The organism is Pseudomonas sp. RIT288, from assembly GCF_000631985.1.
GTDB lineage: Bacteria > Pseudomonadota > Gammaproteobacteria > Pseudomonadales > Pseudomonadaceae > Aquipseudomonas.
Window position 1 is genome coordinate 471,971 of record NZ_JFYN01000034.1, and the last position, 24,220, is coordinate 496,190.

Annotated in this window: 24 protein-coding genes; 15 read left to right on the forward strand and 9 right to left on the reverse strand. The window is 59.6% G+C overall.

Translation table 11 applies throughout. The features are described 5' to 3' along the window. The first annotated feature begins 39 nt into the window (after positions 1–39). The 4 genes from rfbC to BW33_RS20880 are packed head-to-tail and all read left to right on the forward strand — an operon-like array spanning position 40 to position 4,267. On the forward strand, positions 40–585 hold the full coding sequence (rfbC, locus tag BW33_RS20865; RefSeq protein ID WP_047600929.1) for a dTDP-4-dehydrorhamnose 3,5-epimerase: 546 nt from the start codon (positions 40–42) through the stop codon (positions 583–585). 42 nt (positions 586–627) lie between these two features. Next, on the forward strand, positions 628–2,436 hold the full coding sequence (locus BW33_RS20870; RefSeq protein WP_047600930.1) for a sensor histidine kinase: 1,809 nt from the start codon (positions 628–630) through the stop codon (positions 2,434–2,436). Next, a complete protein-coding gene (locus BW33_RS20875) occupies positions 2,433–3,815 on the forward strand; it encodes a sigma-54-dependent transcriptional regulator (RefSeq protein ID WP_047600931.1) in 1,383 nt (460 codons plus the stop codon). The genes BW33_RS20870 and BW33_RS20875 overlap by 4 nt, the downstream gene beginning before the upstream one ends. Then, a complete protein-coding gene (locus tag BW33_RS20880) occupies positions 3,812–4,267 on the forward strand; it encodes a YiiD C-terminal domain-containing protein (protein WP_047600932.1) in 456 nt (151 codons plus the stop codon). The genes BW33_RS20875 and BW33_RS20880 overlap by 4 nt, the downstream gene beginning before the upstream one ends. Before the next feature lie 85 nt (positions 4,268–4,352). Here the strand turns inward: BW33_RS20880 and cysQ are convergent, their stop codons facing one another. Both cysQ and nudE read right to left on the reverse strand, forming a co-directional pair. Then, positions 4,353–5,186, reverse strand: coding sequence for a 3'(2'),5'-bisphosphate nucleotidase CysQ (cysQ, locus tag BW33_RS20885; protein WP_047600933.1), 834 nt, complete (start codon positions 5,184–5,186; stop codon positions 4,353–4,355). Positions 5,187–5,191: 5 nt separating this feature from the next. Continuing rightward, a complete protein-coding gene (gene nudE / locus BW33_RS20890) occupies positions 5,192–5,758 on the reverse strand; it encodes an ADP compounds hydrolase NudE (protein ID WP_047600934.1) in 567 nt (188 codons plus the stop codon). An 88-nt stretch (positions 5,759–5,846) separates the two neighbouring features. Between nudE and yrfG the strand changes: the two genes are divergently transcribed. Next, the gene (yrfG, locus tag BW33_RS20895; RefSeq protein ID WP_047600935.1) at positions 5,847–6,509 is read left to right on the forward strand and encodes a GMP/IMP nucleotidase; all 663 of its coding nucleotides are present in this window, start codon (positions 5,847–5,849) and stop codon (positions 6,507–6,509) included. A 102-nt stretch (positions 6,510–6,611) separates the two neighbouring features. Here the strand turns inward: yrfG and lysM are convergent, their stop codons facing one another. Next, positions 6,612–7,052: a peptidoglycan-binding protein LysM gene (gene lysM, locus BW33_RS20900; protein WP_008080501.1), complete on the reverse strand. Its 441-nt coding sequence runs from the start codon at positions 7,050–7,052 to the stop codon at positions 6,612–6,614. Between the two features lie 139 nt (positions 7,053–7,191). Here lysM and BW33_RS20905 point away from each other — a divergent pair, with 139 nt between their 5' ends. From BW33_RS20905 to BW33_RS20920, 4 genes are all read left to right on the forward strand, one after another. Next, a complete protein-coding gene (locus tag BW33_RS20905) occupies positions 7,192–8,079 on the forward strand; it encodes a LysR family transcriptional regulator (RefSeq protein WP_047600937.1) in 888 nt (295 codons plus the stop codon). A gap of 92 nt (positions 8,080–8,171) precedes the next feature. Continuing rightward, positions 8,172–9,011, forward strand: a complete 840-nt coding sequence (fdhD, locus tag BW33_RS20910) for a formate dehydrogenase accessory sulfurtransferase FdhD (protein ID WP_047600939.1) — start codon at positions 8,172–8,174, stop codon at positions 9,009–9,011. Beyond that, the gene (locus BW33_RS20915) at positions 9,008–11,356 is read left to right on the forward strand and encodes an FdhF/YdeP family oxidoreductase (RefSeq protein WP_047600941.1); all 2,349 of its coding nucleotides are present in this window, start codon (positions 9,008–9,010) and stop codon (positions 11,354–11,356) included. Before fdhD ends, BW33_RS20915 begins: the two co-directional genes overlap by 4 nt. A gap of 240 nt (positions 11,357–11,596) precedes the next feature. Beyond that, entirely contained in the window at positions 11,597–12,079 is a 483-nt protein-coding gene (locus tag BW33_RS20920) for a glycine zipper domain-containing protein (RefSeq protein ID WP_047600942.1), read from the forward strand. 61 nt (positions 12,080–12,140) lie between these two features. Here the strand turns inward: BW33_RS20920 and BW33_RS20925 are convergent, their stop codons facing one another. The 4 genes from BW33_RS20925 to BW33_RS20940 all read right to left on the reverse strand — a co-directional run bounded on the left by BW33_RS20925 (position 12,141) and on the right by BW33_RS20940 (position 16,833). Beyond that, on the reverse strand, positions 12,141–12,566 hold the full coding sequence (locus BW33_RS20925; RefSeq protein ID WP_047600944.1) for an acyl-CoA thioesterase: 426 nt from the start codon (positions 12,564–12,566) through the stop codon (positions 12,141–12,143). Between the two features lie 207 nt (positions 12,567–12,773). Next, positions 12,774–14,000, reverse strand: a complete 1,227-nt coding sequence (locus BW33_RS20930; RefSeq protein WP_047600945.1) for a 3-hydroxyacyl-CoA dehydrogenase — start codon at positions 13,998–14,000, stop codon at positions 12,774–12,776. Between the two features lie 219 nt (positions 14,001–14,219). Then, positions 14,220–16,148, reverse strand: coding sequence for a RecQ family ATP-dependent DNA helicase (locus BW33_RS20935; RefSeq protein WP_047600947.1), 1,929 nt, complete (start codon positions 16,146–16,148; stop codon positions 14,220–14,222). A gap of 181 nt (positions 16,149–16,329) precedes the next feature. Then, the gene (locus tag BW33_RS20940) at positions 16,330–16,833 is read right to left on the reverse strand and encodes a hypothetical protein (protein ID WP_047600948.1); all 504 of its coding nucleotides are present in this window, start codon (positions 16,831–16,833) and stop codon (positions 16,330–16,332) included. A gap of 302 nt (positions 16,834–17,135) precedes the next feature. Here BW33_RS20940 and BW33_RS20945 point away from each other — a divergent pair, with 302 nt between their 5' ends. From BW33_RS20945 to BW33_RS20970, 6 genes are all read left to right on the forward strand, one after another. Next, positions 17,136–17,411 carry a hypothetical protein gene (locus tag BW33_RS20945; RefSeq protein WP_047600949.1) on the forward strand — a complete coding sequence of 92 codons (276 nt, stop codon included), beginning with the start codon at positions 17,136–17,138 and terminating at the stop codon, positions 17,409–17,411. Positions 17,412–17,502: 91 nt separating this feature from the next. Continuing rightward, entirely contained in the window at positions 17,503–18,645 is a 1,143-nt protein-coding gene (locus BW33_RS20950) for a hypothetical protein (protein ID WP_047600951.1), read from the forward strand. Positions 18,646–18,987: 342 nt separating this feature from the next. Further along, a complete protein-coding gene (locus BW33_RS20955; RefSeq protein WP_047600953.1) occupies positions 18,988–19,287 on the forward strand; it encodes a hypothetical protein in 300 nt (99 codons plus the stop codon). 77 nt (positions 19,288–19,364) lie between these two features. Further along, positions 19,365–19,595 (forward strand): YhfG family protein, encoded by a 231-nt coding sequence (locus BW33_RS20960; RefSeq protein WP_047600954.1) that lies wholly within the window; start codon positions 19,365–19,367, stop codon positions 19,593–19,595. 178 nt (positions 19,596–19,773) lie between these two features. Beyond that, the gene (locus BW33_RS20965; RefSeq protein ID WP_047600955.1) at positions 19,774–20,265 is read left to right on the forward strand and encodes a helix-turn-helix domain-containing protein; all 492 of its coding nucleotides are present in this window, start codon (positions 19,774–19,776) and stop codon (positions 20,263–20,265) included. Then, entirely contained in the window at positions 20,262–21,527 is a 1,266-nt protein-coding gene (locus BW33_RS20970; RefSeq protein WP_047600956.1) for a type II toxin-antitoxin system HipA family toxin, read from the forward strand. The genes BW33_RS20965 and BW33_RS20970 overlap by 4 nt, the downstream gene beginning before the upstream one ends. Before the next feature lie 54 nt (positions 21,528–21,581). Here BW33_RS20970 and BW33_RS20975 read toward each other — a convergent pair whose 3' ends face one another. Both BW33_RS20975 and hslO read right to left on the reverse strand, forming a co-directional pair. Continuing rightward, entirely contained in the window at positions 21,582–23,123 is a 1,542-nt protein-coding gene (locus BW33_RS20975) for a phosphoenolpyruvate carboxykinase (protein WP_007964688.1), read from the reverse strand. Between the two features lie 181 nt (positions 23,124–23,304). Continuing rightward, positions 23,305–24,207, reverse strand: coding sequence for an Hsp33 family molecular chaperone HslO (gene hslO / locus BW33_RS20980; RefSeq protein WP_047600958.1), 903 nt, complete (start codon positions 24,205–24,207; stop codon positions 23,305–23,307). Between the last annotated feature and the right edge of the window lie 13 nt (positions 24,208–24,220).

Consider the following 24,220-nt stretch of genomic DNA (forward strand, 5'->3'; position numbering starts at 1 on the left):
CAAGAATGTCGGCCATTCACACCTATCTGGAAAAACCTCATGAATGTAATCACCACCGATCTGCCCGGTGTTCTGATCATCGAACCCAAGGTATTTGGTGACGAGCGCGGCTTCTTCTACGAGAGTTTCAACGCCAAGGCATTCCAGGATGCAACCGGTCTGGACACTCAATTCGTTCAAGACAACCATTCGCGCTCGCAGAAAGGCGTGCTGCGCGGTTTGCATTACCAGCTGCAGAATACCCAGGGCAAACTGGTCCGGGTAACGGTCGGTGAAGTGCTTGATGTGGCCGTGGACATCCGTCGCAGCTCGCCGCACTTCGGCAAGTGGGTCGCCGTGCGACTGTCGGCTGAAAACCACCGTCAATTGTGGGTTCCGGAAGGCTTTGCCCACGGTTTCGTGGTGCTGAGCGAGTTCGCCGAATTCCTCTACAAGACCACCAACTACTACGATCCGTCGTCCGAGCGCAGCATTCGCTGGGACGACCCTGCTCTGGGCATCGACTGGCAACTGGACGAAGCGCCGAAGCTGTCGGCCAAGGATCAGGCCGGTGCGCTGCTCAAGGACGCTGACGTCTTCGCCTGAGCCTAGGCATAATGCGCCTGTTCACTCAGGCGCATCCGGCTCATGAAACCTACCCTTCCCCGCAGACCCCGCTGGCGCAGCCTCGCCCTGCTGGCCCTGTGTCTTGCGCCGCTGCTATGGCCGCTTGAGCATCTGGCCGAGCGCTATTACCGCAGTGAACTGGCCGGACAAAACCGCCAGACCCTCGATCTCTACGTCGCCAACCTGCTGGGCACCCTGCACCGCTACGAAGTATTGCCGCAGATTCTCGGCGATTTGCCGGCCCTGCGCGCCGTGCTCGGGGCACCGGACGACGGCGTCACCCAAGGCAACGCCAACCGCCTGCTGAAAAACATCGCGGCGCAGACCGGCGCCGAAGTCATGTACCTGATGGACACCAGCGGCCAGACTCTGGCGGCGTCAAACTGGGACAAACATGACAGCTTCGTCGGGCGCAATTTCGCTTTCCGTCCGTATTTCAGCGAAGCCATGGCCGGACGTCTGGGCCGCTTCTTCGGCCTCGGCACTACTTCGGCCAAACGCGGTTATTTCTTCGCCGCGGCGGTGCGCAACGGCGAAAAAATCATCGGCGTGCTGGTGATCAAAGTCGATCTCGACCACACCGAAAGCCTGTGGGGCAAAACCCCGGAACAACTGTTGGTGACCGACCACAACGGCGTGGTGATTCTCACCTCGCGCCCGGAGTGGCGCTTTCGCTCGACCCGTATCTTGAGCGACACCGAGCGCTCGGCGATCACCGCCATCCTGCCCTATCCGACCCGCGAGCCGCGTCCGCTGAACCTCAGCGACAGCGCCTGGCTGACCCAAACCGTCAATATCGCCGAAACCGGCTGGAGCGTCAGTATTCTTGCCCCGCGCACGCTGATCGACCGCCCAGTGCGCACCGTGGTGGCGATCGGCGGCGCCACGCTGTTGGTGGTGATGCTGTTGCTTGGGCTGATGATGCAGCGCCGTCGGCATTACCTGGAACGCATCGCCTTCGAGGCCAAGGCCCGTCGTGAACTGGAAGGTCGGGTGGCCGAGCGGACCAGTGATCTGGAAGGCCTCAACCGCCGCCTCAAGCAGGAAGTGCTGGAGCGCGAACAGGCTCAGCAGGAACTGGTGCGCGCCCAGGACGATCTGGTCCAGGCCGGTAAACTCTCGGCGCTGGGCACGATGTCGGCGAGTATCAGCCACGAACTCAATCAGCCGCTGGCGGCGATTCGCAGTTACGCGGAAAACGCCGAAGTGCTGCTCGATCATCAACGCACCGACGATGCTCGCGGCAACCTGAAATTGATCAGCGAACTGACCGGGCGCATGGCCTCGATCATCGCCCACCTGCGTGCCTTCGCCCGCCGCGACCGCCATGCTCCGGAAAGCGTGGCCCTGCAACCGGCGCTGGATGATGCATTGGCATTGCTGGCCAAACGGCGCCGCAGCATGGAAGTCGAGCTGATCCGCGACCTGCCCGCCGCCACGCTGTGGGTCGAGGCCGGGGAAACCCGTCTGCGTCAGGTGCTCGGCAACCTGCTGGCCAACGCCCTCGATGCGCTGACCGAAAAAGGCCCGCCGCGCAAACTGTGGCTGAGTGCCGAATCCACCGCCGAGGGCGTCAATCTGTACATTCGCGACAACGGCCCGGGCTTTTGCATGGAAGCCCTCGGCCGCGCCAGCGAGCCCTTCTACACCACCAAGACCCGCACTCAGGGCCTTGGCCTGGGGCTGGCGATCTGTGAAACCCTGATGCGCGCCTTCGGGGGTGAACTGTCGTTCGCCAACCACAAGCAAGGTGGCGCCTTGATCACCCTGCGGCTGCGTGCCGGCGCGCCCGGGGTCAGCCTGCAACCGTCCGAGGATCGAAGTGCATGACCATCGACAATCGCATTGAGGTGGTGTTGATCGATGACGATCCGCACCTGCGTCAGGCCCTCGGCCAGACCCTGGACCTGGCCGGGCTGAAAATCCTCCCGCTGTCCGAAGCCAAAGGTCTGGCCGGGCAACTGGAGCGTGACTGGCCCGGCGTGGTGGTCAGCGACATCCGCATGCCGGGCATGGACGGCCTGGAACTGTTGAGCGAATTGCACGCTCAGGATCCGGAGCTGCCGGTGCTGCTGATCACTGGTCACGGTGACGTGCCGCTGGCGGTGCAGGCGATGCGTGCCGGCGCCTATGACTTTCTGGAAAAACCGTTCGCCAGTGACGCGCTGCTCGACAGCGTGCGCCGCGCCCTGGCCCTGCGCCGACTGGTGCTGGACAACCGCAGCCTGCGCCTCGCCCTGAGCGATCGCAACGAACTGAGCGCACGCCTGGTCGGCCATTCGGCGCCGATGCTGCGCCTGCGCGAGCAGATCGGCGCGCTGGCGGCGACCAAGGCCGACGTGTTGATCCTCGGAGAGACCGGCGCAGGCAAGGAAGTCGTGGCCCGTGCGCTGCACGACTTGTCGAGCCGGCGCAACGGCCCGTTCGTGGCGATCAACGCCGGGGCACTGGCCGAATCCGTGGTCGAAAGCGAGCTGTTCGGGCATGAGCCGGGCGCGTTCACTGGCGCCCAGAAACGCCGGATCGGCAAGTTCGAGTTCGCCAACGGCGGTACGCTGTTCCTCGACGAAATCGAAAGCATGAGCATGGACGTGCAGGTGAAATTGCTGCGCATGCTGCAAGAGCGTGTGGTCGAACGTCTGGGTGGCAATCAGTTGATCCCGCTGGACATCCGCGTCATCGCCGCGACCAAGGAAGACTTGCGTCAGGCCGCTGATCAAGGGCGCTTCCGCGCTGACTTGTACTACCGCCTGAACGTCGCCCCATTGCGCATTCCGCCGCTGCGCGAACGCGGCGAAGATGCGCTGGTGCTGTTCCAGCACTACGCCGATGAAGCCAGTGCCCGGCATGGCTTGCCGCCCCACGAACTGCAACCGGCGCAACGCGCCTTGCTGTTGCGCCACACCTGGCCGGGCAACGTGCGCGAACTGCAGAACGCTGCCGAGCGTTTCGCCCTCGGTCTGGAACTGGCGCTGGATAACAGTGGAGGCGAAGGCGGCACCACCGTGGAAGTCATCAGTGGCGGGCTCAGCGAGCAGGTGGAAAACTTCGAGAAGTCGTTGATTGCCGCTGAGCTGGCGCGCCCCCACAGTTCGGTGCGCAGCCTCGCCGAAGCCCTGGGAATTCCGCGCAAGACCCTGCACGACAAACTGCGCAAGCACGGCTTGAATTTCGCCGACAGTGGCGCCCATGGAGATGAAGCCGAATGAGCCGCGACAGCCGCTATCTGGAATCGGTGCTGCATCACGACATTCCCCTGACCCGCGAGATGGGCCTCAAGGTCCTCGCCTGGCACGAGCAGCAGTTGAGTCTGCACTTGCCGCTCGAGCCGAACGTCAATCACAAGAGCACCATGTTCGGCGGCAGTCTCTACTGCGGCGCAGTGCTGGCGGGTTGGGGCTGGCTGCATCTGCGCCTGAAGGAAGAAGGCATCGAAGACGGGCACATCGTGATTCAGGAAGGCCAGATCAGCTATCCGCTGCCTGTGACCGGGGATGCCAGAGCAATCTGTCCGGCACCGGAAGTGGCGGTCTGGAAGAAGTTTCTGGCGATGTATCAGCGTTATGGGCGGGCACGGTTGACGCTCACTACGCGGATCGTCAACGCCGGGAGTGATGAAGATGCTGTGACGTTCAGCGGGCAATACGTTCTGCACCGCTGAAGCAGAAGATCGCAGCCTTCGGCAGCTCCTACAGGGAGATACGAAATCCTCTGTAGGAGCTGCCGCAGGCTGCGATCTTTTGATCTCAGGAGCGAGCCAGCTCCAACAGTCTTGAACGCCAAGCCGCTTTCGCCGGCAGCGCCAGAAAGAACGCATTGAGCAGCGATTCCCGCGCCGGATAACAGAACGCTTCGCCCTGCAGATCCAGCACCTCGCCGCCGGCACCTTCGAGTACGCCCTGCGCGGCCGCGGTATCCCACTGCGAAGTCGGCGCCAATCGTGGATAGCAATCCGCTGCCCCTTCAGCCAACAGACAAAACTTCAGCGAACTGCCGATATTCGCCAGTTGCAACTCACCCAGGCTGGCGCTCAAACCGGCGAGCAGACGCTCTTGCTCCGGGCTGGAGTGCCGACGGCTCGCCACCACGGTGAACGCTTCACCGGGGGCCGGCACATCACGCACCTGAATCGTCACCGGCGAACCACCTTTGTCCCCACGCCACGCGCCGAGACCGGCTCCGCCGACATAGAAGCGGCCATTGGTCGGCATCGACACCACGCCAAACACCACCCGACCGTTTTCGATCAGGGCGATGTTGACGGTGAACTCTTCACTGCCGCTGATGAACTCCTTGGTGCCATCCAGCGGGTCCACCAACCACCAGCGCTGCCACCCGGCGCGCACGCTCTGCGGGATGTTGGCGTCTTCCTCGGACAGAATCGGAATACTGGAGTCCAGCGCGGTCAGCCCGGCGACAATCACGTGATGCGCGGCCATGTCTGCTGCGGTCACTGGTGAATCATCGGACTTGGCGGTGACCTCCACGCCAGAACGCCAAAACGGCAGGATCGCCTCGCCAGCCCGCAATGCCAGCTCAACCACTGGCGCCATCAAAGGATGGGAAAAATTCATCGACATCTCACTCATGACTGAAAGAACCCGCGCTGCGTCAGCAGATCACGAGCCAGATACAACGCCGCCAGAGCACGGCCTTCGGTAAATTGCGGGTTTTGCGCCAGCGCCGCCAGTTCACGCAGGTTGACCTTGTCGACGCGCATCGGCTCGGGCTCGTCGCCCTCCAGACGCTCCTCGTACAGATCGGTGGCCAGCACCACCTGGATCTTCTGGCTCATGTAACCGGGCGATAACGACAACTCGGTCAGATGCTCCAGTTGGCGCGCACCGAAACCAGCCTCCTCCTTGAGCTCGCGCTCGGCTGCTGCCAGTACATCCTCGCCCGGCTCGATCAAGCCTTTGGGCAGGGACAGTTCGTACTCGTCAGTGCCGCCGCAGTATTCCTCGACCAACACCGCGTGTTCGCTGTCGAGCATCGCCACAATCATTACCGCGCCATAACCCGCGCCTTTGCCGACCAGACGCTCGTAAGTGCGTTCCACACCATTGGAAAAACGCAGCTTCAGTTCTTCGACGCAAAACAGACGACTGGTGGCGACGATCTCGCGGGCGAGTACAGTGGGTTTCTGGCGCATGCAAAGCTCCTTGGCGTGAACGCGCTACTATAACGCGGCTTCCCCGATTGTTTGTGTCGGATATCTTTCTACCGCTCGAGACGTTGCCATGCCTTCTTTACCGTGGTCTGACATCGATACCGTCCTGCTGGACATGGACGGTACGTTGCTGGATCTGCACTTCGACAACCATTTCTGGCTGGAACACCTGCCGCAACGCTACGCCGAACTGCACGGGGTGAGCCGGGCCATGGCCGAGATGGAGTTGCAGCCGCTGTTCGAGCGCCATGCCGGGCAACTGCAGTGGTATTGCCTGGATTTCTGGAGTGCCGAGCTGAAGCTCTCGGTGCGTGAACTGAAACTGGAAACCGCACACCTGATCGCGCTGCGTGCGGATGCCGACACGTTTCTGCAAGCGATTAAAAGCGCCGGCAAACGGGTGATCATGATCACCAATGCGCACCGGGATTCGCTGTCGCTGAAACTGGAGCGGATCGAACTGGCACCTTATTTCGAGAGGCTGATCAGCTCCCACGATTACGGTTATCCCAAGGAGAACCCGCAGTTCTGGGATGCCTTGCAGGCGGATATCGATTTTGATCCGGCACGCAGTCTGTTCATCGACGATACGTTGCCGATTCTGCGTAGTGCACAGCGCTTCGGTGTGGCGCATTTGCTGGCGGTCAAAGAGCCGGACAGTCGCAAAGGGCCGAAGGACACCGCCGAGTTTGCGGCGGTTGAAGACTACCGCGATTTGATCCGGGAACTCTGATTTCCTGTAGGAGCTGCCGAAGGCTGCGATCTTTTGACTTTGATTGTTTAAAAAACAAGATCAAAAGATCGCAGCCTTCGGCAGCTCCTACAGGGTGTTGTGTTACTCAGGGATACGCAGGGTCTGGCCTGGATAGATTTTGTTCACATCCTTGAGCAGCGGTTTGTTGGCTTCGAAAATCTTGTTGTACTGGTTGGCATTACCATACACCGCGAGGGAAATCGCACTGAGGGTGTCGCCTTTTTTCACCACGACAAAACGTGCCGCAGCCACAACCGGCCCGGTCACCGTGATCTGATCATCAACACTGCCCACGCCTTCGATGTTACCCACCGCCAGCAGAATTTTTTCCTTCTCCTCCTGGCTCGCTACTTCACCGGTAACGGTGACCTTGTCGCCGTCCACGGTTGCCTGAACATTCGGATTGCCCAATCCGACCTTGCTGATATGTTCCTTCAACTGCTCACTGGCATTGGCATTACCTGGGGTCAGCAGGTCGATCAGCTTTTCACCGGCCTCTTTCACAAAGCTCAACAGACTCATAGCGCACACTCCTTGATTGGGATTCCAGACGTCAAAGCCTAGACCACCTTTGCCGAACCCGGTTCCGGCCCGACCAATGACCCTATCCCCACGCAAGCGCTAGAATCGCCCACCCCCGCCAACACCCTCCGGAGCGAAGATGGACATCAAGCAGCTGAAATTCCTCATCGCCCTCGACGAGACTCGCCACTTCGGCCAGGCTGCCGCGCGCTGCCACATCACTCAGCCGACTCTTTCGATGCGCCTGCGCAGCCTCGAAGAAGAACTCGATCTGCCGCTGGTCAATCGCGGCCAGCGCTTCGAAGGGTTTACCGCGCCGGGCGAGCGGGTGCTGGCGTGGGCCCGTTCGGTGCTGGCGGCTTACGACGGTTTGCAGGCGGAAGCGGCGGCCTGTCGCGGCAACCTGATCGGCACGCTGCGCCTGGGGGTGGTGCCGCTGTCGAGCTTCGATCCACTGCCACTGATGCAACGCCTGCACGGCTCGCACCCTGACCTGCGCTTCGAACTGTCGGCGCTGAGCTCCGAGCAGATCCTCGAACACCTGGCGAACAACCGCATCGACCTCGGCGTGTCGTACCTCGACCGGCTGGATCACGAACGTTTCGAGTCGCTGGCCTTCAGCGAGACGCGCATGGGCCTGCTGTACGATCAGCGCTCTTTCAGCTTCGGCGAGGCCGCGTTGAGCTGGGAGTCGCTGATCGAGCTGCCATTGGGCATGCTCACCAGCGGCATGCATTTCCGTCAGTCCATCGACCACAACTTCCACAGCCGGGGTCTGACCCCGCTGCCGCTGCTGCAAACCGATGCCGTGCATCAGTTGTTACAAGCTGTGCACGGCGGCTTCTGCTGCGCGGTAATGCCGCTGGAAGGCGGTCTGGAAAAACTCACCGATCACCTGCGCCTGCAACCGATCGAAAACGCCCAAACCCTCGCGCCACTGGGCCTGATCATGCGTCGCGGTGCGCCGCGCTCAGCGTTGGCCGAGGCCTGTTTTGCGCTGTATCGGGAATCACCGACGTCGCCTTGATCGACGGCATCTATCAATAGATCGACAGTAGCGATTAGACGCGACAAGTTGCCGCGCCTAGTCTTAACGTTGATCAATCCGTCGGTGATGCCATGAACGCCAAGCGCCCAACTTGCGCGGCGCCTGCACTCGAAACGCCCGCGCCCGCCGCCAGCCAGACTTACAGCTATAGCGATCTGCCCCTCGTGGAGTCGGCCAGCACCGCGCTCGCCGAGGAAGTCGCGTTGGCGATCGCCTACAACGGCATCAGTCAGGCGGTGATGCTGGTGACGCCGACGGATCTGGAAGATTTCATAGTCGGTTTCAGCCTCGGCAGCGGCATCATCGAAGACGCCAGCGACATTTATGACCTGCAACTGACCGGCGCCGGCTCGGCGCAATACGCGCAAGTGACCATCGCCAATCGCGCGTTCTGGAACCTCAAGCAACAGCGCCGACAACTGGCCGGCACCAGCGGTTGCGGGCTGTGCGGCGTCGAGGCGGTGGAACAGGCCTTGCCCGACCTCAAAGTGCTGCCCGGCGCACCGTTGCCGCCCGCCGCATGGCTCGACGGTCTGCGCCAGCGCATCGGCGCGTTCCAGCCGCTCGGTCAGCACTGCGGCGCGGTCCACGCGGCGGTGTTCATGAACGCCAGCGGTGAATTGCTGCTGGGCCGTGAAGACATCGGCCGGCACAACGCCCTCGACAAACTGATTGGCGGGCTGATCCGCCAGAAAATTTCCACCGAAGGCGGCCTGGCGATTGTCACCAGCCGTTGCAGTCTCGAATTGATCCAGAAAGTTTTACGCGCCGGCATCCAGACTCTGGTCAGCCTGTCCGCGCCCACGGGCCTTGCCGTGCAATGGGCCCGTCGCCACAACCTCAATCTCATCCACCTGCCGCAGAAGAATGCGCCGCGGGTCTACAGCCCAGCGATGGAGAATCAAGCGTGAGCCAACATCATCAAGCCGACCAGAAACCTGTCCCGCGCTACAAACCTTACAAAGGTGCAGCCGGCGGCTGGGGTGCCCTGATCAGTGTGGCCCAGGCCTGGTTGACCAGCGACAACGCACTGAAAAACCTGCGCATGATGCTCAAGACCAACCAGAACGGCGGTTTCGACTGCCCGGGCTGCGCCTGGGGCGATTCGCCGGAGAGCGGCATGGTCAAGTTCTGCGAGAACGGCGCCAAAGCGGTGAACTGGGAAGCGACCAAGCGTCGGGTGGACGGCAAGTTCTTCGCCAGACACAGCGTCACTTCGTTGCTGGAGCAGAGCGACTACTGGCTTGAATATCAGGGCCGCCTGACCGAGCCGATGGTCTACGACGCCGAGACCGACCGCTACAAACCCATCGCCTGGGACGATGCCTTCGCCCTGATCGGCAAGCACCTGCAAGCGCTGTCGAGCCCCGACCAGGCCGAGTTCTACACCTCGGGTCGTGCCAGCAACGAAGCGGCGTACCTGTATCAGCTGTTCGTGCGCGCCTACGGCACCAACAACTTCCCGGACTGCTCGAACATGTGCCACGAGGCCAGTGGTGTGGCGTTGGCGCAAAGCGTTGGCGTCGGCAAAGGCACCGTAACCTTCGACGACTTCGAACACGCCGACGCGATTTTCGTCTGGGGCCAAAACCCCGGCACCAATCATCCGCGGATGCTCGAACCGCTGCGTGAAGCGGTGAAGCGCGGCGCGCAAGTGGTGTGTATCAACCCGCTGAAAGAACGTGGCCTGGAACGTTTCCAGCACCCGCAGCACCCGATCGAAATGCTCACCAACGGCGACAAACCGACCAATACTGCGTACTTCCGTCCGGCACTGGGCGGCGACATGGCGGTGCTGCGCGGCATGGCCAAGTTCCTCCTGCAGTGGGAGCGCGATGCGCAGAAGGCCGGTGAGCCTGCGGTGTTCGATCATGATTTCCTCAATGCGCACAGCACCAACGTGCTGGAGTATCTCGGCGTGGTCGATGACACGCCTTGGGAGCAAATCGTCGCGCAGTCCGGCCTGACCCTGGTCGAGATCGAGCAAGCGGCGCGCATGTACGCCAAAGGCAAGAACGTGATCATGTGCTGGGCAATGGGCATCACCCAGCATCGCCACTCGGTGCCGACCATCCAGGAAATCGCCAACCTGATGCTGCTGCGCGGCAACGTCGGCAAACCCGGCGCTGGCCTGTGTCCGGTGCGCGGTCACAGTAACGTGCAGGGCGACCGCACCATGGGTATCAACGAGCGTCCGCCAGTGGCGTTCCTCGATTCTCTTGAGCGGCGTTTCCAGTTCAAGGTGCCGCGTGACAACGGGCACAACGTGGTCGAGGCGATCCACGCCATGGCCGAGGGCCGCGCCAAGGTCTTCATCGGTCTGGGCGGCAACTTCGCCCAGGCCACGCCGGACAGCCCGCGCACCTTCGCGGCGCTGAGCAATTGCGACCTGACCGTGCAGATCAGCACCAAGCTCAACCGCAGCCATCTGGCCCACGGTAAAAACGCGCTGATCCTGCCGTGCCTGGGCCGTACCGACATCGATATCCAGAGCGAAGGCCCGCAGGCGGTCACCGTGGAAGACTCGTTCAGCATGGTCCACGCCTCCAACGGCCAGTTGCAGCCGCTGTCGAACCAGATGCGCTCGGAACCGTCGATCATCGCCGGGATCGCCGCTGCCACGCTGGGCAGCAAACCGGTGGACTGGAACTGGCTGGTGGCCGATTACCGGCGCATCCGCGACCTGATTGCCGACACCATTCCGGGCTTCAAGGATTTCAACGAGAAGGTCAAGAACCCGGGCGGTTTCTACCTCGGCAACAGTGCTGGCGCGCGCAAGTGGAACACTCCATCGGGCCGGGCCAATTTCCGCGCGAACACGCTGCCCAAGGATCTGGTACACGAGCGCACCCGCGCCACCGGGCAACTGCCGGACCTGATCCTGCAATCGATGCGCTCCCACGATCAGTACAACACCACGATTTATGGCCTAGACGACCGTTATCGTGGGGTCAAGGGCCAGCGCGACGTGCTGTTCGCCAACGAGGCCGACATCATTCGCCTGGGCTTCCGCCCAGGGCAGAAGGCGGACATCGTGTCGCTGTGGGACGATGGTCGTGAGCGTCGGGTGAAGGGTTTTACCTTGCTGGCGTTTGATATTCCTGCCGGTCAGGCGGCGGCTTACTATCCGGAAGTGAATCCGCTGGTGCCGCTGGAAAGCACCGGGGATGGCAGCCATACGCCGACATCGAAGTTCATTGCGATCCGCCTTGAGGCGGCGAGTGAGACGGGGCTGATCATGGCCAAATCCGCTTAAACACGCAGCCCTGTGGCGAGCCTCTGTTTCCTGAAGCTTTCAAACGCCCACAAAAAAGGCCGCTTTTTCTCAAAAGCGGCCTGTCCGAAGTAGCTAAAGACCGACGAAAATCGCTTAAGTTCCGCATACAAAACAGCAACTTGCATAATTGTATACAAGTCGTGCTATTCGTCGGATTTCGATTGTCAGCCTTGTTACACAGCCTCAGGATCGGCGCCGTCATCCCTTTGAGGCTCCTCTATGAAGTTCTCCTCGATTCTCTTGTTGTCCCTTGGCCTGGTCAGTGGCTTCGCTTCTGCCGGAGGCACCACCGAAGCAGGTGTGGGCGGCGCATTGGGCGGGGTTCTTGGCTCGGTCGTCGGTCAGTCTTTAGGCGGCAGCACAGGTTCAACCATTGGCGCAGCCCTGGGCGGCGCGGGTGGTAGCGCGGTCGGCGCCAACAAACACAGCCGTGGTGAAGCAGCCATTGGCGGTGCGTTGGGCGCAGCCGGCGGTAACGTGGTCGGCCGCAGCATGGGCGGCACCACCGGCAGCCTGATCGGCGCCGCAGCAGGTGGCGGCGCCGGTGGCGCGCTCGGCAACTACATGGGCAACCAGAGCAATGATGACGATCGTCATTACGATCGTGGCCGTGATCGTGACCGTGGTTATTACCGCGATCGTCACCCGGGCCGCGGCCACGCCTACGGCCACCGCAAGCATCATCGCTACTATCGCGACTAACGCGTTGCGTTAAGCGCGAAAGCAAAAATCGCAGCCCAAGGGCTGCGATTTTTTTTGCCTGTCATACCACCAGATACTCCAGCGCCTGCCGCAGATCAGCAGGAATCGGCACCGGCTGATTGGTCGTCCGATCGACGAACACATGGACGAAACGCCCTGCTGCACACGCCTCGCTGTCACCGACCTTGAACACCGCCAGTTCATATTGCACCGAACTGTTACCCAGCTTGCCGACCCGCAGACCGATCTCGATCAGGTCCGGAAAAGCAATCGAGGCAAAGTAGTCACAGGCCGAACTGACCACAAACCCCACCACTTCGCCGTCATGAATATCCAGCCCGCCGACCTGGATCAGGTAGGTATTCACCGCCGTGTCGAAAAAGCTGTAATAGGTGACGTTATTGACGTGCCCATAGGCGTCGTTGTCGTGCCAGCGCGTGGTGATGGGCTGGAAGTGTGGGTAGTCGCTGCGCTGAGGGGTGGACATGTTTGCTGGTTCTCTTGTTTTTTAGTGAGGCCGCCTGCCCTCACCCTGGCCCTCTCCCAGAGGGAGAGGGGACTGAACGAGGTGTTCATTCGCCATAAGTCGACCTGAGCACTCGAGTCGGACTCAAGTTTGGAAAGCAATGAAGATCGTCTCCCTTCCCCCCTCACCTCTCTTTGGGGGAGAGGGGGACCGATTTTCGCTCTAACACTAAACTTCAGCAAACCCCTTACCCTGCGCCGCCAGCTCGCCAATCAAGCGCGCCGGTTGCCACTGATCGCCCTGGCGCGTCTGCAGTGCCAGCAAGCGCTGATGAATGTCCGCCAGCCCCTGCTGATCCGCCCAGGCCATCGGTCCGCCCTTGTCGGCCGGGAAGCCGTAGCCGTTCAGGTACACCAGATCAATGTCATGGGCCGCCCCGGCAATGCCTTCCTGAAGAATCTTCGCGCCCTCGTTGACCAACGCCAGCAAGCAACGTTCAAGAATCTCCTCCGGGCCGATCTCGCGACGCTGGAAACCCAGCCCTTCGCTGACTTCCAGCACCAGCGCATCCACTTCAGGATCATGCTCGGCCTGACGACTCCCGGGTTCATAGTGGTAATAACCATTGCCGGATTTCTGCCCGAAGCGGCCCATCTCACACAAGCGGTTGTCCACCTGCACTTCCGGCGCATCCTGCCCCTTGCCGGCCAATTCGCGCGCGCGCCACTCCAGATCAATGCCGACCACGTCATACATGCGAAACGGCCCCATGGCGAAACCGAAGCCCTGCAAGGCCGCATCGACCTGCTGTGGATAAGCGCCTTCGAGCAGCATCTTGCGCGCCTCCAGCACATACGGATGCAACATGCGATTGCCGATAAAACCGTGGCAGTTGCCCGACACCACACTGACCTTGCCCATGCGTTTGCCCAGGGCCAGGGCCGCGTCCAGCGCCGCCGGTGAAGTCTGTGCTCCGCGGACGATTTCCAGCAGTTTCATGATGTGCGCCGGGCTGAAGAAATGCAGGCCGAGCACTTGCGATGGACGTCTTGTTGCGGCGGCAATCGCGTCGATATCCAGCGCCGACGTATTGCTTGCCACCAACGCCTCAGGCTTGAGCAGGCCATCCAGCTCGCGAAAGATCTTCTGCTTGAGCTCAAGGTTTTCGTATACCGCTTCGATCACCAGATCGACATTGCGGATCGCCGCGTAATCCGCCGCCACGCTGACCCGCGCGATACGCGCGTCTGCCTCGGCCTGATCGATCCGGCCCTGGCGCACGTTGTGTGCATAGGTGTCGGCCACCGTGCCCATCGCCTGTTCAAGCATCTGTGGATTGTTATCGACCCACTGCACGGCAATGCCGGCATTGGCCAGGCACATGACAATGCCGCGGCCCATGGTGCCCGCGCCAATCACGGCAGCTCGCTGAATCTCGAAGGATGTCTGGCTCATGTTGTTCTCTTGTGGCGATCCGGAGACAGCCTTCACCATAGTCAGACAACGGGCATTTTTGAAATTTATTACCGTGATCAGCGACATTCAGCGCATGGATAAACCCCAATCGCCCTGAGGCCGCACACTATAGGAGCTGCCGAAGGCTGCAATCCTTTGATCTTGATTTTCAACAGCAAGATCAAGAGATCGCAGCCTTCGGCAGCTCCTACAGACAGATCAGAGGTGTTCTTGAGCCCAACTACGAACCTCGGCGTACGGATACGCCTCCAGCGCCGCATACCCCGAGATCGTCCGCGCCTTTAACCTGGTGAACAACGGCACACTGATCCCACACAGAAAACGTGTCAGGCGCTCCGCCGTCGGCACATTGCCGGTGTGCTGTTCGTGCCTGTGGATAAAATCACCGCACAGCGCCGCGAAATTCTTATCCACAAGCGCAGGCAACCCGGGAGGTGCCGGCAGCCGCGCGACGTCACCGTGACACACCGAACAGTGCCCGCAGCGCTCGGGCGCATTGTGGTCGCCGAAGTACTCGGCCAGGCGATAACCGAGGCAGCGTTCAGTGCCGAACAGTTCGAGCATGGCGTGAATCCGCGCGATTTCAGTCTGTTCATGTCGAGTGAAACAAGCATGCAACTCAGCGCTCAACACAGCGCTGTCGAAATCGCTGTGCTGCACGTTGTAGACCTCGGTCATCTGCTTGCTCTCCAGCTCGACCCAGCCCTTCTCCTGAAAGTAATCCAGCGCCTTGACCACCCGATTGCGCTCAGCCGAATACTGCGTGTACATCGCCTCGAAATTCACCGTGGCCCAGGTACGTGCGCGGCTGGAGGTGTGGATGATGGCCGCGACAAAATCCCTGCGCTCACCTTCAAAACGCTCAAGCAACGCTTCCGGCTCCAGCAGGTATTTGAAGCGGTACTCGGCGTAATAGGCATAGCGCGGCGCGATCAAACCGCGCAGCTCCAGTTGCACCAGCAAAGTCTTCAGCGGCAGCGTGCGAATATTGCTCTGGTCGGCCAGCGGCCCGAGCAGAAACTCCCACTGTCCTTCAGGTGCGGCAGCCTGTATTTCCTCCAGTACACAACGAATCCCCTCGCGCTCCGGGGTATCGCCGTAGACGAAGTTTTCCAGCACGTTGAGGCTGTCGCGGTTGGCCAGCACCAGGCAATCCGACGGCTGTCCGTCCCGTCCGGCGCGACCGATTTCCTGACTGTAGTTCTCGATGGATTTCGGCAGGTCGAAATGCACCACGTTGCGGATGTCGCCTTTATCGATGCCCATGCCGAACGCAATGGTCGCGACAATGCAACTGGACTGCCCGGCCATGAAGCGCTTCTGGATCGCCTCGCGCTGATCGTTGGGTAAACCGGCGTGATAAGCCTCGGCCTGTATGTCATTGCGCCCCAGATGTTCGGCGATGTGCTCGGCGGTTTTCTGCAACGTGACGTAGACGATGCTCGGCTGGCCCGAACGCACGCCCATCCACTCCACCAGCCGCCGGCGCTTGTCCTGGCCACGCACCGGTTCCACCAGCAGATTGAGGTTGGGGCGATAGAAACCGGTGGTCACCACATCTTCGGCAGCGATGGCGAATTTGGCTTGCATGTCGGCGATGACTTTCGGCGTCGCCGTGGCCGTCAGCAGCAGGGTTTGCGGGATGTTGAACTGGCGTTGATAGTCCGGCAGTTTCAGATAGTCGGGGCGGAAGTTGTGGCCCCATTCCGAGATGCAGTGCGCTTCGTCAATCACCAGCAGCGAGATCGGCACCTGCTGCAAAAAATTACGGAAACGCTCGTTCTTCAGGCGCTCCACCGAGATCATCAGAATCTTCAATTCACCCGAACGGGCGCGAGCCATCACATCATTGGCGTCATCGCGGCTTTGTGCCGAATCGATGCTGCCGGCACTGATGCCGTGACGCTTGAGGAATGCCAGTTGATCCTGCATCAACGCCAACAGTGGCGAGACCACCAGGGTCAGATGCGGCAGCAACAGCGCGGGCACTTGATAGCACAGCGACTTGCCGGATCCGGTGGGGAAAATCGCTGCTGCCGAACGTCCCGCCAGTACCGCGCTGATCGCGGCTTCCTGCCCGGGTCGAAACTGTGGATAACCGAAAACCTGTTCCAGGGTGTTGTGCATTCGCTGTCACTCCGTTGACCGCTGTGATGCCAACAGCCTAGCGGGCGATCGCAGCGAGTCGAGAAAAGGCCGGGGTCAATTCAATACGGGATGATACAGCCAATGGCGCAGACAACTCGGCCCACTGTAGGAGCGAGCCTGCTCGCGAAGAGGCCCGCAACAGCAATACAAACTTACCGGTTCAGGGCCGTAAAACCGCCACTCGCAGCTGCTCGTTCAACACCTGTTCATGCGCGCTCTGGCTCTTGCTCGCCCACATTGCATGAGCCGGGCTGATGTCACCGGTAAAGGCCGCCGCCAATTGCCGCAGTTCCGCAACACTGCGCACGCGCGGACAAAACGGCTGCCCGTCACAGTTCTGACTGGCGTTGCGATAGGTGCTCAGCAAACGATCCCACAGACCGTCACGCACCTGCCTGATCGATTTGAGCTGCACATGCGGCACACCCAGTCGCTGGTCCAGCCCTACCTCGTCCAGCGCTTCGCTGGCCAGCAAGGCCCTGCCGAACATCAAGACCTCGGCACGCGAGGCGGTATCGATACCGGTCTGGCTGGAAAGCGCATCGGGCCAACCGGTGCGTTCAAGGTCGGCAAACATCCAGCCGTTGCCAGTATCAGACGCCATGGCCAAACGGCAACCACTGGCCCACAGCAATAAAATCGAGGCCATACGTAGCCACTGCATACTCAATTCCCTTTAAGCGCGTATCGGACGTTTGGAAACGTCCTACAGATTCTGGCGCGCACCATACATAGATTTGCCAAGAAACGCCTGTGAATCCCGTGGGAAATGTCTGCGCTAGGGGTTTCACCTCAAAAAAGCCGCAAAACCTTGTAGGGCATATGCCCGGCCCTCGGAAAATCCCCTACGAACGCTGTCCATTGCGGCGCTCTTGTGAGTGCTCGCCACGCACTTCTATAGTGGCCGGCGCGACTGACCACTGAATCAGCCCCGCCCGAGTGCCTTTGTAAAGGACAAGCCTGACCATGATTACCCGCTATCGCCCCTTGAAGACTTGCTACAACGAAAATCCCGTATTGGTCATCGATACTCACTCCAGCCATCGCGATCTGCTTGATGCCGCTGACCAGCGACTGCGTGCCGCCAGTGATCTGCTGGAAACTCTTTACTGTTTATGTTTCAAACAGGCCGACGTGAAAGATATACCTAACATCGTCAACGCTCTCTATTTATTAGTGCAGGACGGCTGCGACTTGCTCGAAGTAGCAAAACATAAACCACAACAAACAGACACACACTAATAAAACTAAAATCCAGAAACAACAGAATGCTTTAACAAACAACTATAAAAGCTCTAAGTTGTTGACTCTTACTTCAACCGAGAGCAACACAATGACTGTTTTAACTATCTTTTTCTGCGGTACTGGTTCCAATAAATTCGACGTCTCCCACGAAAACTTCTGGGACGGAGAACTGATTTCCACCTTGGCGGCCAATCATACGGGCTACGAGTTTGCCGAGTGGATCGTGGTCGATGGCCCCGGCAGCGGCAACATGCAGGCCGACGATCTGTTCACCAAGACCAAGGAATACGGCCTGAGCGGCACCTTGTTCGGCAAGGGCTGGGAAGAAAACGTGTTGCACGCGCTCAATATCATCAAGGGCAAGTGCGACTGGCAACGCGAGCAACTGACGGAAGCCGAATACAATCGGCTGAAAGCCGCCGGCATTCCGATCGAAGATGTAAAATCCGAGGGTTCCTGGTTCTGGCGCAAATATAATTACGGTAATCGCAGCGTTACCCAGCAGCAATTACAGGAAGGAATCATCAAAACCCACCGCAAGGACGGTGTTATTCCTAATCAAGTCAACCTCGTCGGTTGGAGCCGAGGCGGCATCAGTTGCCATATGTTGGCCAATGCGATGTTCGAGGACAGCCTGCTGAAAAACATCCCGATCAATATCTTTGCGCTTGATCCCGTGCCGGGCATTGGTAACTTTCAGGAAGAGCGCGTCAAACTCGCGGCCAACGTCAAAGAGTATGTAGCGTTCTATGCTCGTGACGAACGTTCCAAAGGTTTCAGCTGCGTCATCCCACAGACCGCTACCGGCACTAAAACCTACATCTATCCTATGGCTGGCCGCCACGCCACCATGGCCGGCAATGCCACCAGCAGCGGCGGCGTCCCGACCGGCGCCAGTGATCGGAAAGCGCTGTCCGAGCCCGGACGCATCGTGCGCCACCTCGCCGAAACCTGCCTCAAACGATGGGGCGTACGACTGCAGAAAACCTTGAATCTGACCCAGGTCGATCTGGAAAACCTCACCAACGGCATCGCACGCGACGAAGCCAAATACACACTGATGCACAAACATTCCTACACCTACTTCACCGAGCTGGACCAAAACGAGCGCTACGTTTCGCTGGGCAGCAAAGGTGTACCGTTCACCAGCGTGAAGGGCGAGATCTACAAGCCGGCGACCGGCCTGGCAACCAGCTTGCTGGATATTTCGGCGTATCAGCATTTACGTTGAAAAACGATGAAGGACCGGTAGGAACGTCCGATGAAATCTTCATCCCGTTCCTACACGCCATGACTCTTTGTCGCCTATCGCGGCTTGAGGGCACAAATCTATAGTCGTGACTGTCGCTGGCAAATCAGCGGCTCGGGATTGGTCACCCGGAGGGACACATAAATGCGTCCGTTGTATGCTGCCGGCAGTTCAAATGTCTGCACGCTTGATGGTGGCTGTGTTTGGGACGCCTTTGAGCGTGCCGGACTTGTGTGTTCCTTCGGTTGACCAACCCGAACACAGTTCGCCTCCCATCGCTTGGTCACGGTGGGATGAATCCTCACGACATTTGGAATACACACTATGAAAGCATGGACCGCGCTTCCCCTCGATCGCTACCGCTCACTCGAATCCAGCCTCACCGACACCAAGTCCCTGATCATCGACACAGAGGCCAACCCGCAAGACATCCTCGAATGCGCCGTCCAGCGCCTGCGCGCCTCCAGCGACCTGCTGAAAACCCTCTACTGCCTCAGTTTCAAACAAGCCGACGTCGAAGACATCCCCCACATAACTCACGCCCTGTACCTGCTGACGCAGGATGGCGGTGACCTGCTGCAGGTCGCGCAGCAGCAGATGCTCGGCTGGAAAGCACCGGTCTGAGGCTGACAGTGTTCCGGTCGCTCTCACGCCTAACCTGAGAGCGATCAATAAAAACGTGATCAAAAATTGAAGTAACCATGAGCGAGTTTTTTGATGCACTGATGGAAAGCGTGCAGGAAATGGACGAGAACTTGTGCGCGCAGCGCTGCAACTCGCCCCTTGCTCCGAAAATATCTGAAAAGAACACGCTGACGTTTTATCTCGCCAGTTTACGCATTGAAGGCTTTGAAACGGTGCCTGCCGATGCGGCTGAATCATTGTCTGCTCGGCAGCAAATCCTTGATCGTTACCATCACGACACTAGCTGACTCCAAAGAGTGATCTACGGCGCTTAAGTGGCATTATTCTGGCCGTTTACATGAAAAAAAGCTTGAATAATGGCAGTTAATAAGAGCCGTTATTGCCGACTCCACGCCAAAAGGCAACCTTCTACTTAAGTGCTATTATTCTGGTAGTTATTGAAAAAAAATGAAGGAATACTGCCACATGGCCAAGAAAACAGCACCGCTTCTGCCCGCCTCCGCTCGACTGCTGTCCGAATTTGGAGAACGGCTGAAGCTGGCTCGTCTGCGCCGCAAGCTGACGGCAAAGCAGGTCGCTGAACGGTCAGGCATGTCGCTGACCACCTTGCGCAATCTGGAGTCAGGCGAATCAGGAGTAACCATCGGCGCTTATCTGTCGGTCATGCAGGTGCTGGGCCTGGAAAAGGATCTGAATCAGCTTGCCGCGACCGATGAAATGGGCCGCCAGCTACAGGATGCTCAGTTAATACCTGCATCAAGATCCCCAATCAAAAAGCCACAGCGAGTACGCGGAGTCAGCACGTTAAAAAAAGCTGCATTCGATCACAGCGAGACTTCAAGCGTCATCGATGCCGCTACTACAACAAAACTTCCGGACGACTTTCCAATCAACACGCACACTCTCTCCAATCTGTTGAAGAAGAAAAAGCCAGGTTCCACCACAGGTGAAAAATGACGCTGATCGCTGTTTATGCAGATTGGGAATCGTTGAATGGCGCCAGGCGTCTCGGCTTCCTGCATGCCCGTAAGACACGCAATACCAACGTATTCGAGTTTGAATACGATCCCGTAGCGCTGGCCGACTCCGAGTTAAGCTTCACACAGCTGGACCCACGAATCAGACTTTTTGAAGGACGTCAGTTTCCTGGTCAACATCAGACTCGTTTTGGCGTCTTCGCTGACTCAAGCCCTGATCGTTGGGGCCAACTGCTAATGAAGCGGCGCCTGGAGAGGGATATCCGCGACGGTTTGATTCCCAAGGGCAGCAAGCTATTCGAGTCTGACTATCTCCTTGGCGTGCATGACCAGTTCCGCGTCGGCGCCATCCGCTACAAGCTCAACGACGAGGGTAATTTTCTCGACGATCGCGATGGCGTTGCTGCCCCACCCCTTGTTGAATTACGTGCGCTGGAACAGGCGAGCCTGGCCTTGGAAAACGACGCGGACAACACCGCACTCGATGGCCGCGAATGGCTAAGAATGCTCATCGCGCCGGGTGGCTCACTGGGCGGCGCCAGACCAAAAGCCAGTGTGGTCGACGAGCATGGCCAACTATGGATCGCCAAGTTTCCCAGTACGCGAGACGACTACGATGTAGGAGGCTGGGAAATGCTGGTGAACGCCTTGGCGGTCAACTGCGGGCTACGTGTCGCAACCGGCATGGCACGACGTTACGCGAGCGACAACCACTGTTTTCTGGTCAAACGCTTTGACCGAACCGAACGCGGTGGGCGCCACCACTTCGCCTCAGCCATGACACTGACCAACCGCACCGACGGCGACGACGCGTCAACAGGCGCCAGCTACCTTGAGTTGGCGGAAGTACTCATGGAACACGGTTCGGAGCCCAATGCAGACCTTCGCGAGTTATGGTCGAGAATCGTCTTCAACATCCTCGTATCCAACACCGACGACCACCTGCGTAATCACGGATTTATTCTGGATCCCGGTCGGGGATGGCGCTTGTCGGCAGCGTATGACATGAACCCGGTAGCGGATGCAGATGGGTTGAAGCTGAACATCACTGATGCTGACAACGCGTTGGATCTGGAGCTGGCGAGGGAAGTGGCGGGGTATTTTCGGGTGAGCTCGATACATGCAGAAGAAATAATTGAGCACTTTAAATCCGAGATCAGCAACTGGCCGGAAGTAGCACGTGTATTGGGACTATCCAAGCGTGAACAGGACCTTATGGCAACAGCGTTTAGTGCCCTTTAATGCCCACAAAAAAGCCGCCCCTGGAGGCGGCTTTCTCATAACTACAAACCAATCTTACAACTTGGGACCCGCAGCCTTGATCGCGTCGCTCACTTCGAACTTCTTGAAGTTCTCGATGAACAGACCGGCCAGCGCCTTGGCGGCTTCGTCGTACGCAGCCTTGTCAGCCCAGGTGTTGCGTGGGTTGAGCAGGTTGGTTTCAACGCCCGGTACGGCCAGTGGCACGTCGAGGTTGATGGTGTCCAGATGCTCAGTGGCGGCACCGATCAGCGCGCCGCTCTGGATCGCAGCGATCACGGCGCGGGTGGTCGGGATGTTGAAGCGTTTGCCGACGCCGTAGCCGCCGCCGGTCCAGCCGGTGTTGACCAGGTAGACCTTGGAGCCGAAGCCGCGGATGCGCTTGATCAGCAGTTCTGCGTATTCACCAGCCGGACGCGGGAAGAACGGTGCGCCGAAGCAGGTGGAGAAGGTCGACTTGATGCCGCTGCCCGAACCCATTTCAGTCGAGCCCACCAGCGCGGTGTAGCCGGACAGGAAGTGGTAGGCCGCTTGTTCTTCGTTGAGGATCGACACTGGCGGCAGTACGCCGGTCAGGTCGCAGGTCAGGAAGATCACAGCGTTTGGCTCGCCGCCCAGGTTCTTCTCGGAACGCTTGGCAACGTGCTCCAGCGGGTAGGCCGCGCGGCTGTTCTGGGTCAGGCTGACATCGGCGTAGTCGGCGTGCTTGGCGTCGTCGATGACCACGTTTTCCAGCACAGCGCCGTGTTTGATGGCTTTCCAGATAACCGGCTCGTTCTTCTCGGACAGGTCGATGCACTTGGCATAGCAACCGCCTTCGATATTGAACACCACGCCTTCGCCCCAGCCGTGTTCGTCGTCACCGATCAGGTAACGGCTTTCGTCGGCCGACAGGGTGGTTTTACCGGTGCCCGACAGACCGAAGAACAGGGTCACATCGCCCTCTTCACCGATGTTGGCAGCGCAGTGCATTGGCAGCACGTCAGCGGCTGGCAGCAGGAAGTTCTGCACGGAGAACATGGCTTTCTTCATTTCACCGGCGTAACGCATGCCGGCGATGAGCACTTTCTTCTGCGCGAAGTTGATGATCACGCAACCGTCGGAGTTGGTGCCGTCACGCTCAGGCACGCACTCGAAGTTGGCCACGTTGAGCACTTGCCACTCTTCACGACCGGCCGGGTTGTACTGGGCCGGGTTGATGAACAGGCAACGACCGAACAGGTTCTGCCAGGCAGTCTGGGTGGTCATTTTCACGGCCAGGTAGTGATCTTCAGCCGCACCTACATGCACGTGGGAAACAAAGTGCTCTTGCGCGTTGTTGAACGCCTCGACACGAGCCCACAGCGCGTCGAACTTGTCGGCCGGGAACTTGCGGTTGATCGGGCCCCAGGCGATAGCGGCCTGGGTGGAAGGCTCTTCAACGATGAAACGATCGACTGGCGAACGGCCGGTGCGATGACCGGTGCGGACTACCAGAGCGCCAGTATCGGCAAGCTCGCCCTCACCGCGTTGCAGGGCTTCTTTAACCAGATCATCAACACTCAGATCGGTGTACACGGCGTTATTGGCTTGCGTCATGAGGTTCCCCGTCGGCCAGTGGCCGAGTGTGCTCCAAACGTTTTGTAGTAGAAAGTCGTGCACTACTACCGCGAAAAAAGTGGGCCGGATTATGCCAGAAAAGCCCAAAAAGAGTAGGGTCCTCCCGTCGTAACGGCGAAATTCCGTCGTTACGCAGTGAATTTACCTGCGCTGAACCGTTTTAGTGCCGGGTATCTGACGGCGTGTCGACGCCTGCGCCAGCGAACAATTGAGCAATATCAGCGGCATCGAACAGGTAGCGTTCGTTGCAGAACTGGCAATCGATCTCGATTTTGCCACCCTGCTCGGCCACCAGTGCCTGAGCATCTTCCAGACCCAGACTGACCAGCGCATTGCCCGAGCGTTCCCGCGAGCAGCTGCAACGGAAGCGCAGGTTCTGCACATCGAACAGGCGCACTTGCTCCTCATGGTAGAGACGGTGCAACACGGTTTCGTTGTCCAGGCTCAACAACTCATCGGCGGTCAGGGTGCTGCCGAGCGCAGTGATGTGCTGCCAACTGGCGGCGCGTTCTTCTTCGTCTTTCAGGCGATCGGCCGGCAGTTGTTGCAGCAGCAGGCCACGGGCACGGCGGCCATCAGCGTACAGCCAGAAACGCGTGCCGACCTGTTGCGACATGACGAAGTAATTGGTGAAGCACTCGGACAGGTTTTCGCCGTCAAGGTCGACGATGCCCTGATAGCGCTGGCCGACAGTCGGGTCGACGGTCAGGGCCAGCACGCCGTTCGGCATCAGGTCGGCAAGGGTCGCATCCGGGGCGATCTGGTCGGCGTGATAACGGGCCAGGCCGCGGATTTCACGCTCGCTGGAGCACTCGATCATCAGCATCGGAATCGGCCCTTCGGAGCGCGCCTGCAGAATCAGCAAGCCGTCGAATTTCAGGGTGCCCACCAGCAGCGAGGCAGCCGCCATCAATTCGCCCAGCAATTGCGCGACCGGCTCCGGGTACGGGTGCTTGGCGAGAACTTCGGCGTAGCTGCGTTCCAGCGCCACCAGTTCGCCGCGAGTGTCGCTGTCATCGAAGATGAAGCGTTGGGTGTAGTCGGTATCCGGTAGGTCGGTCATAGGTCTGGGTATC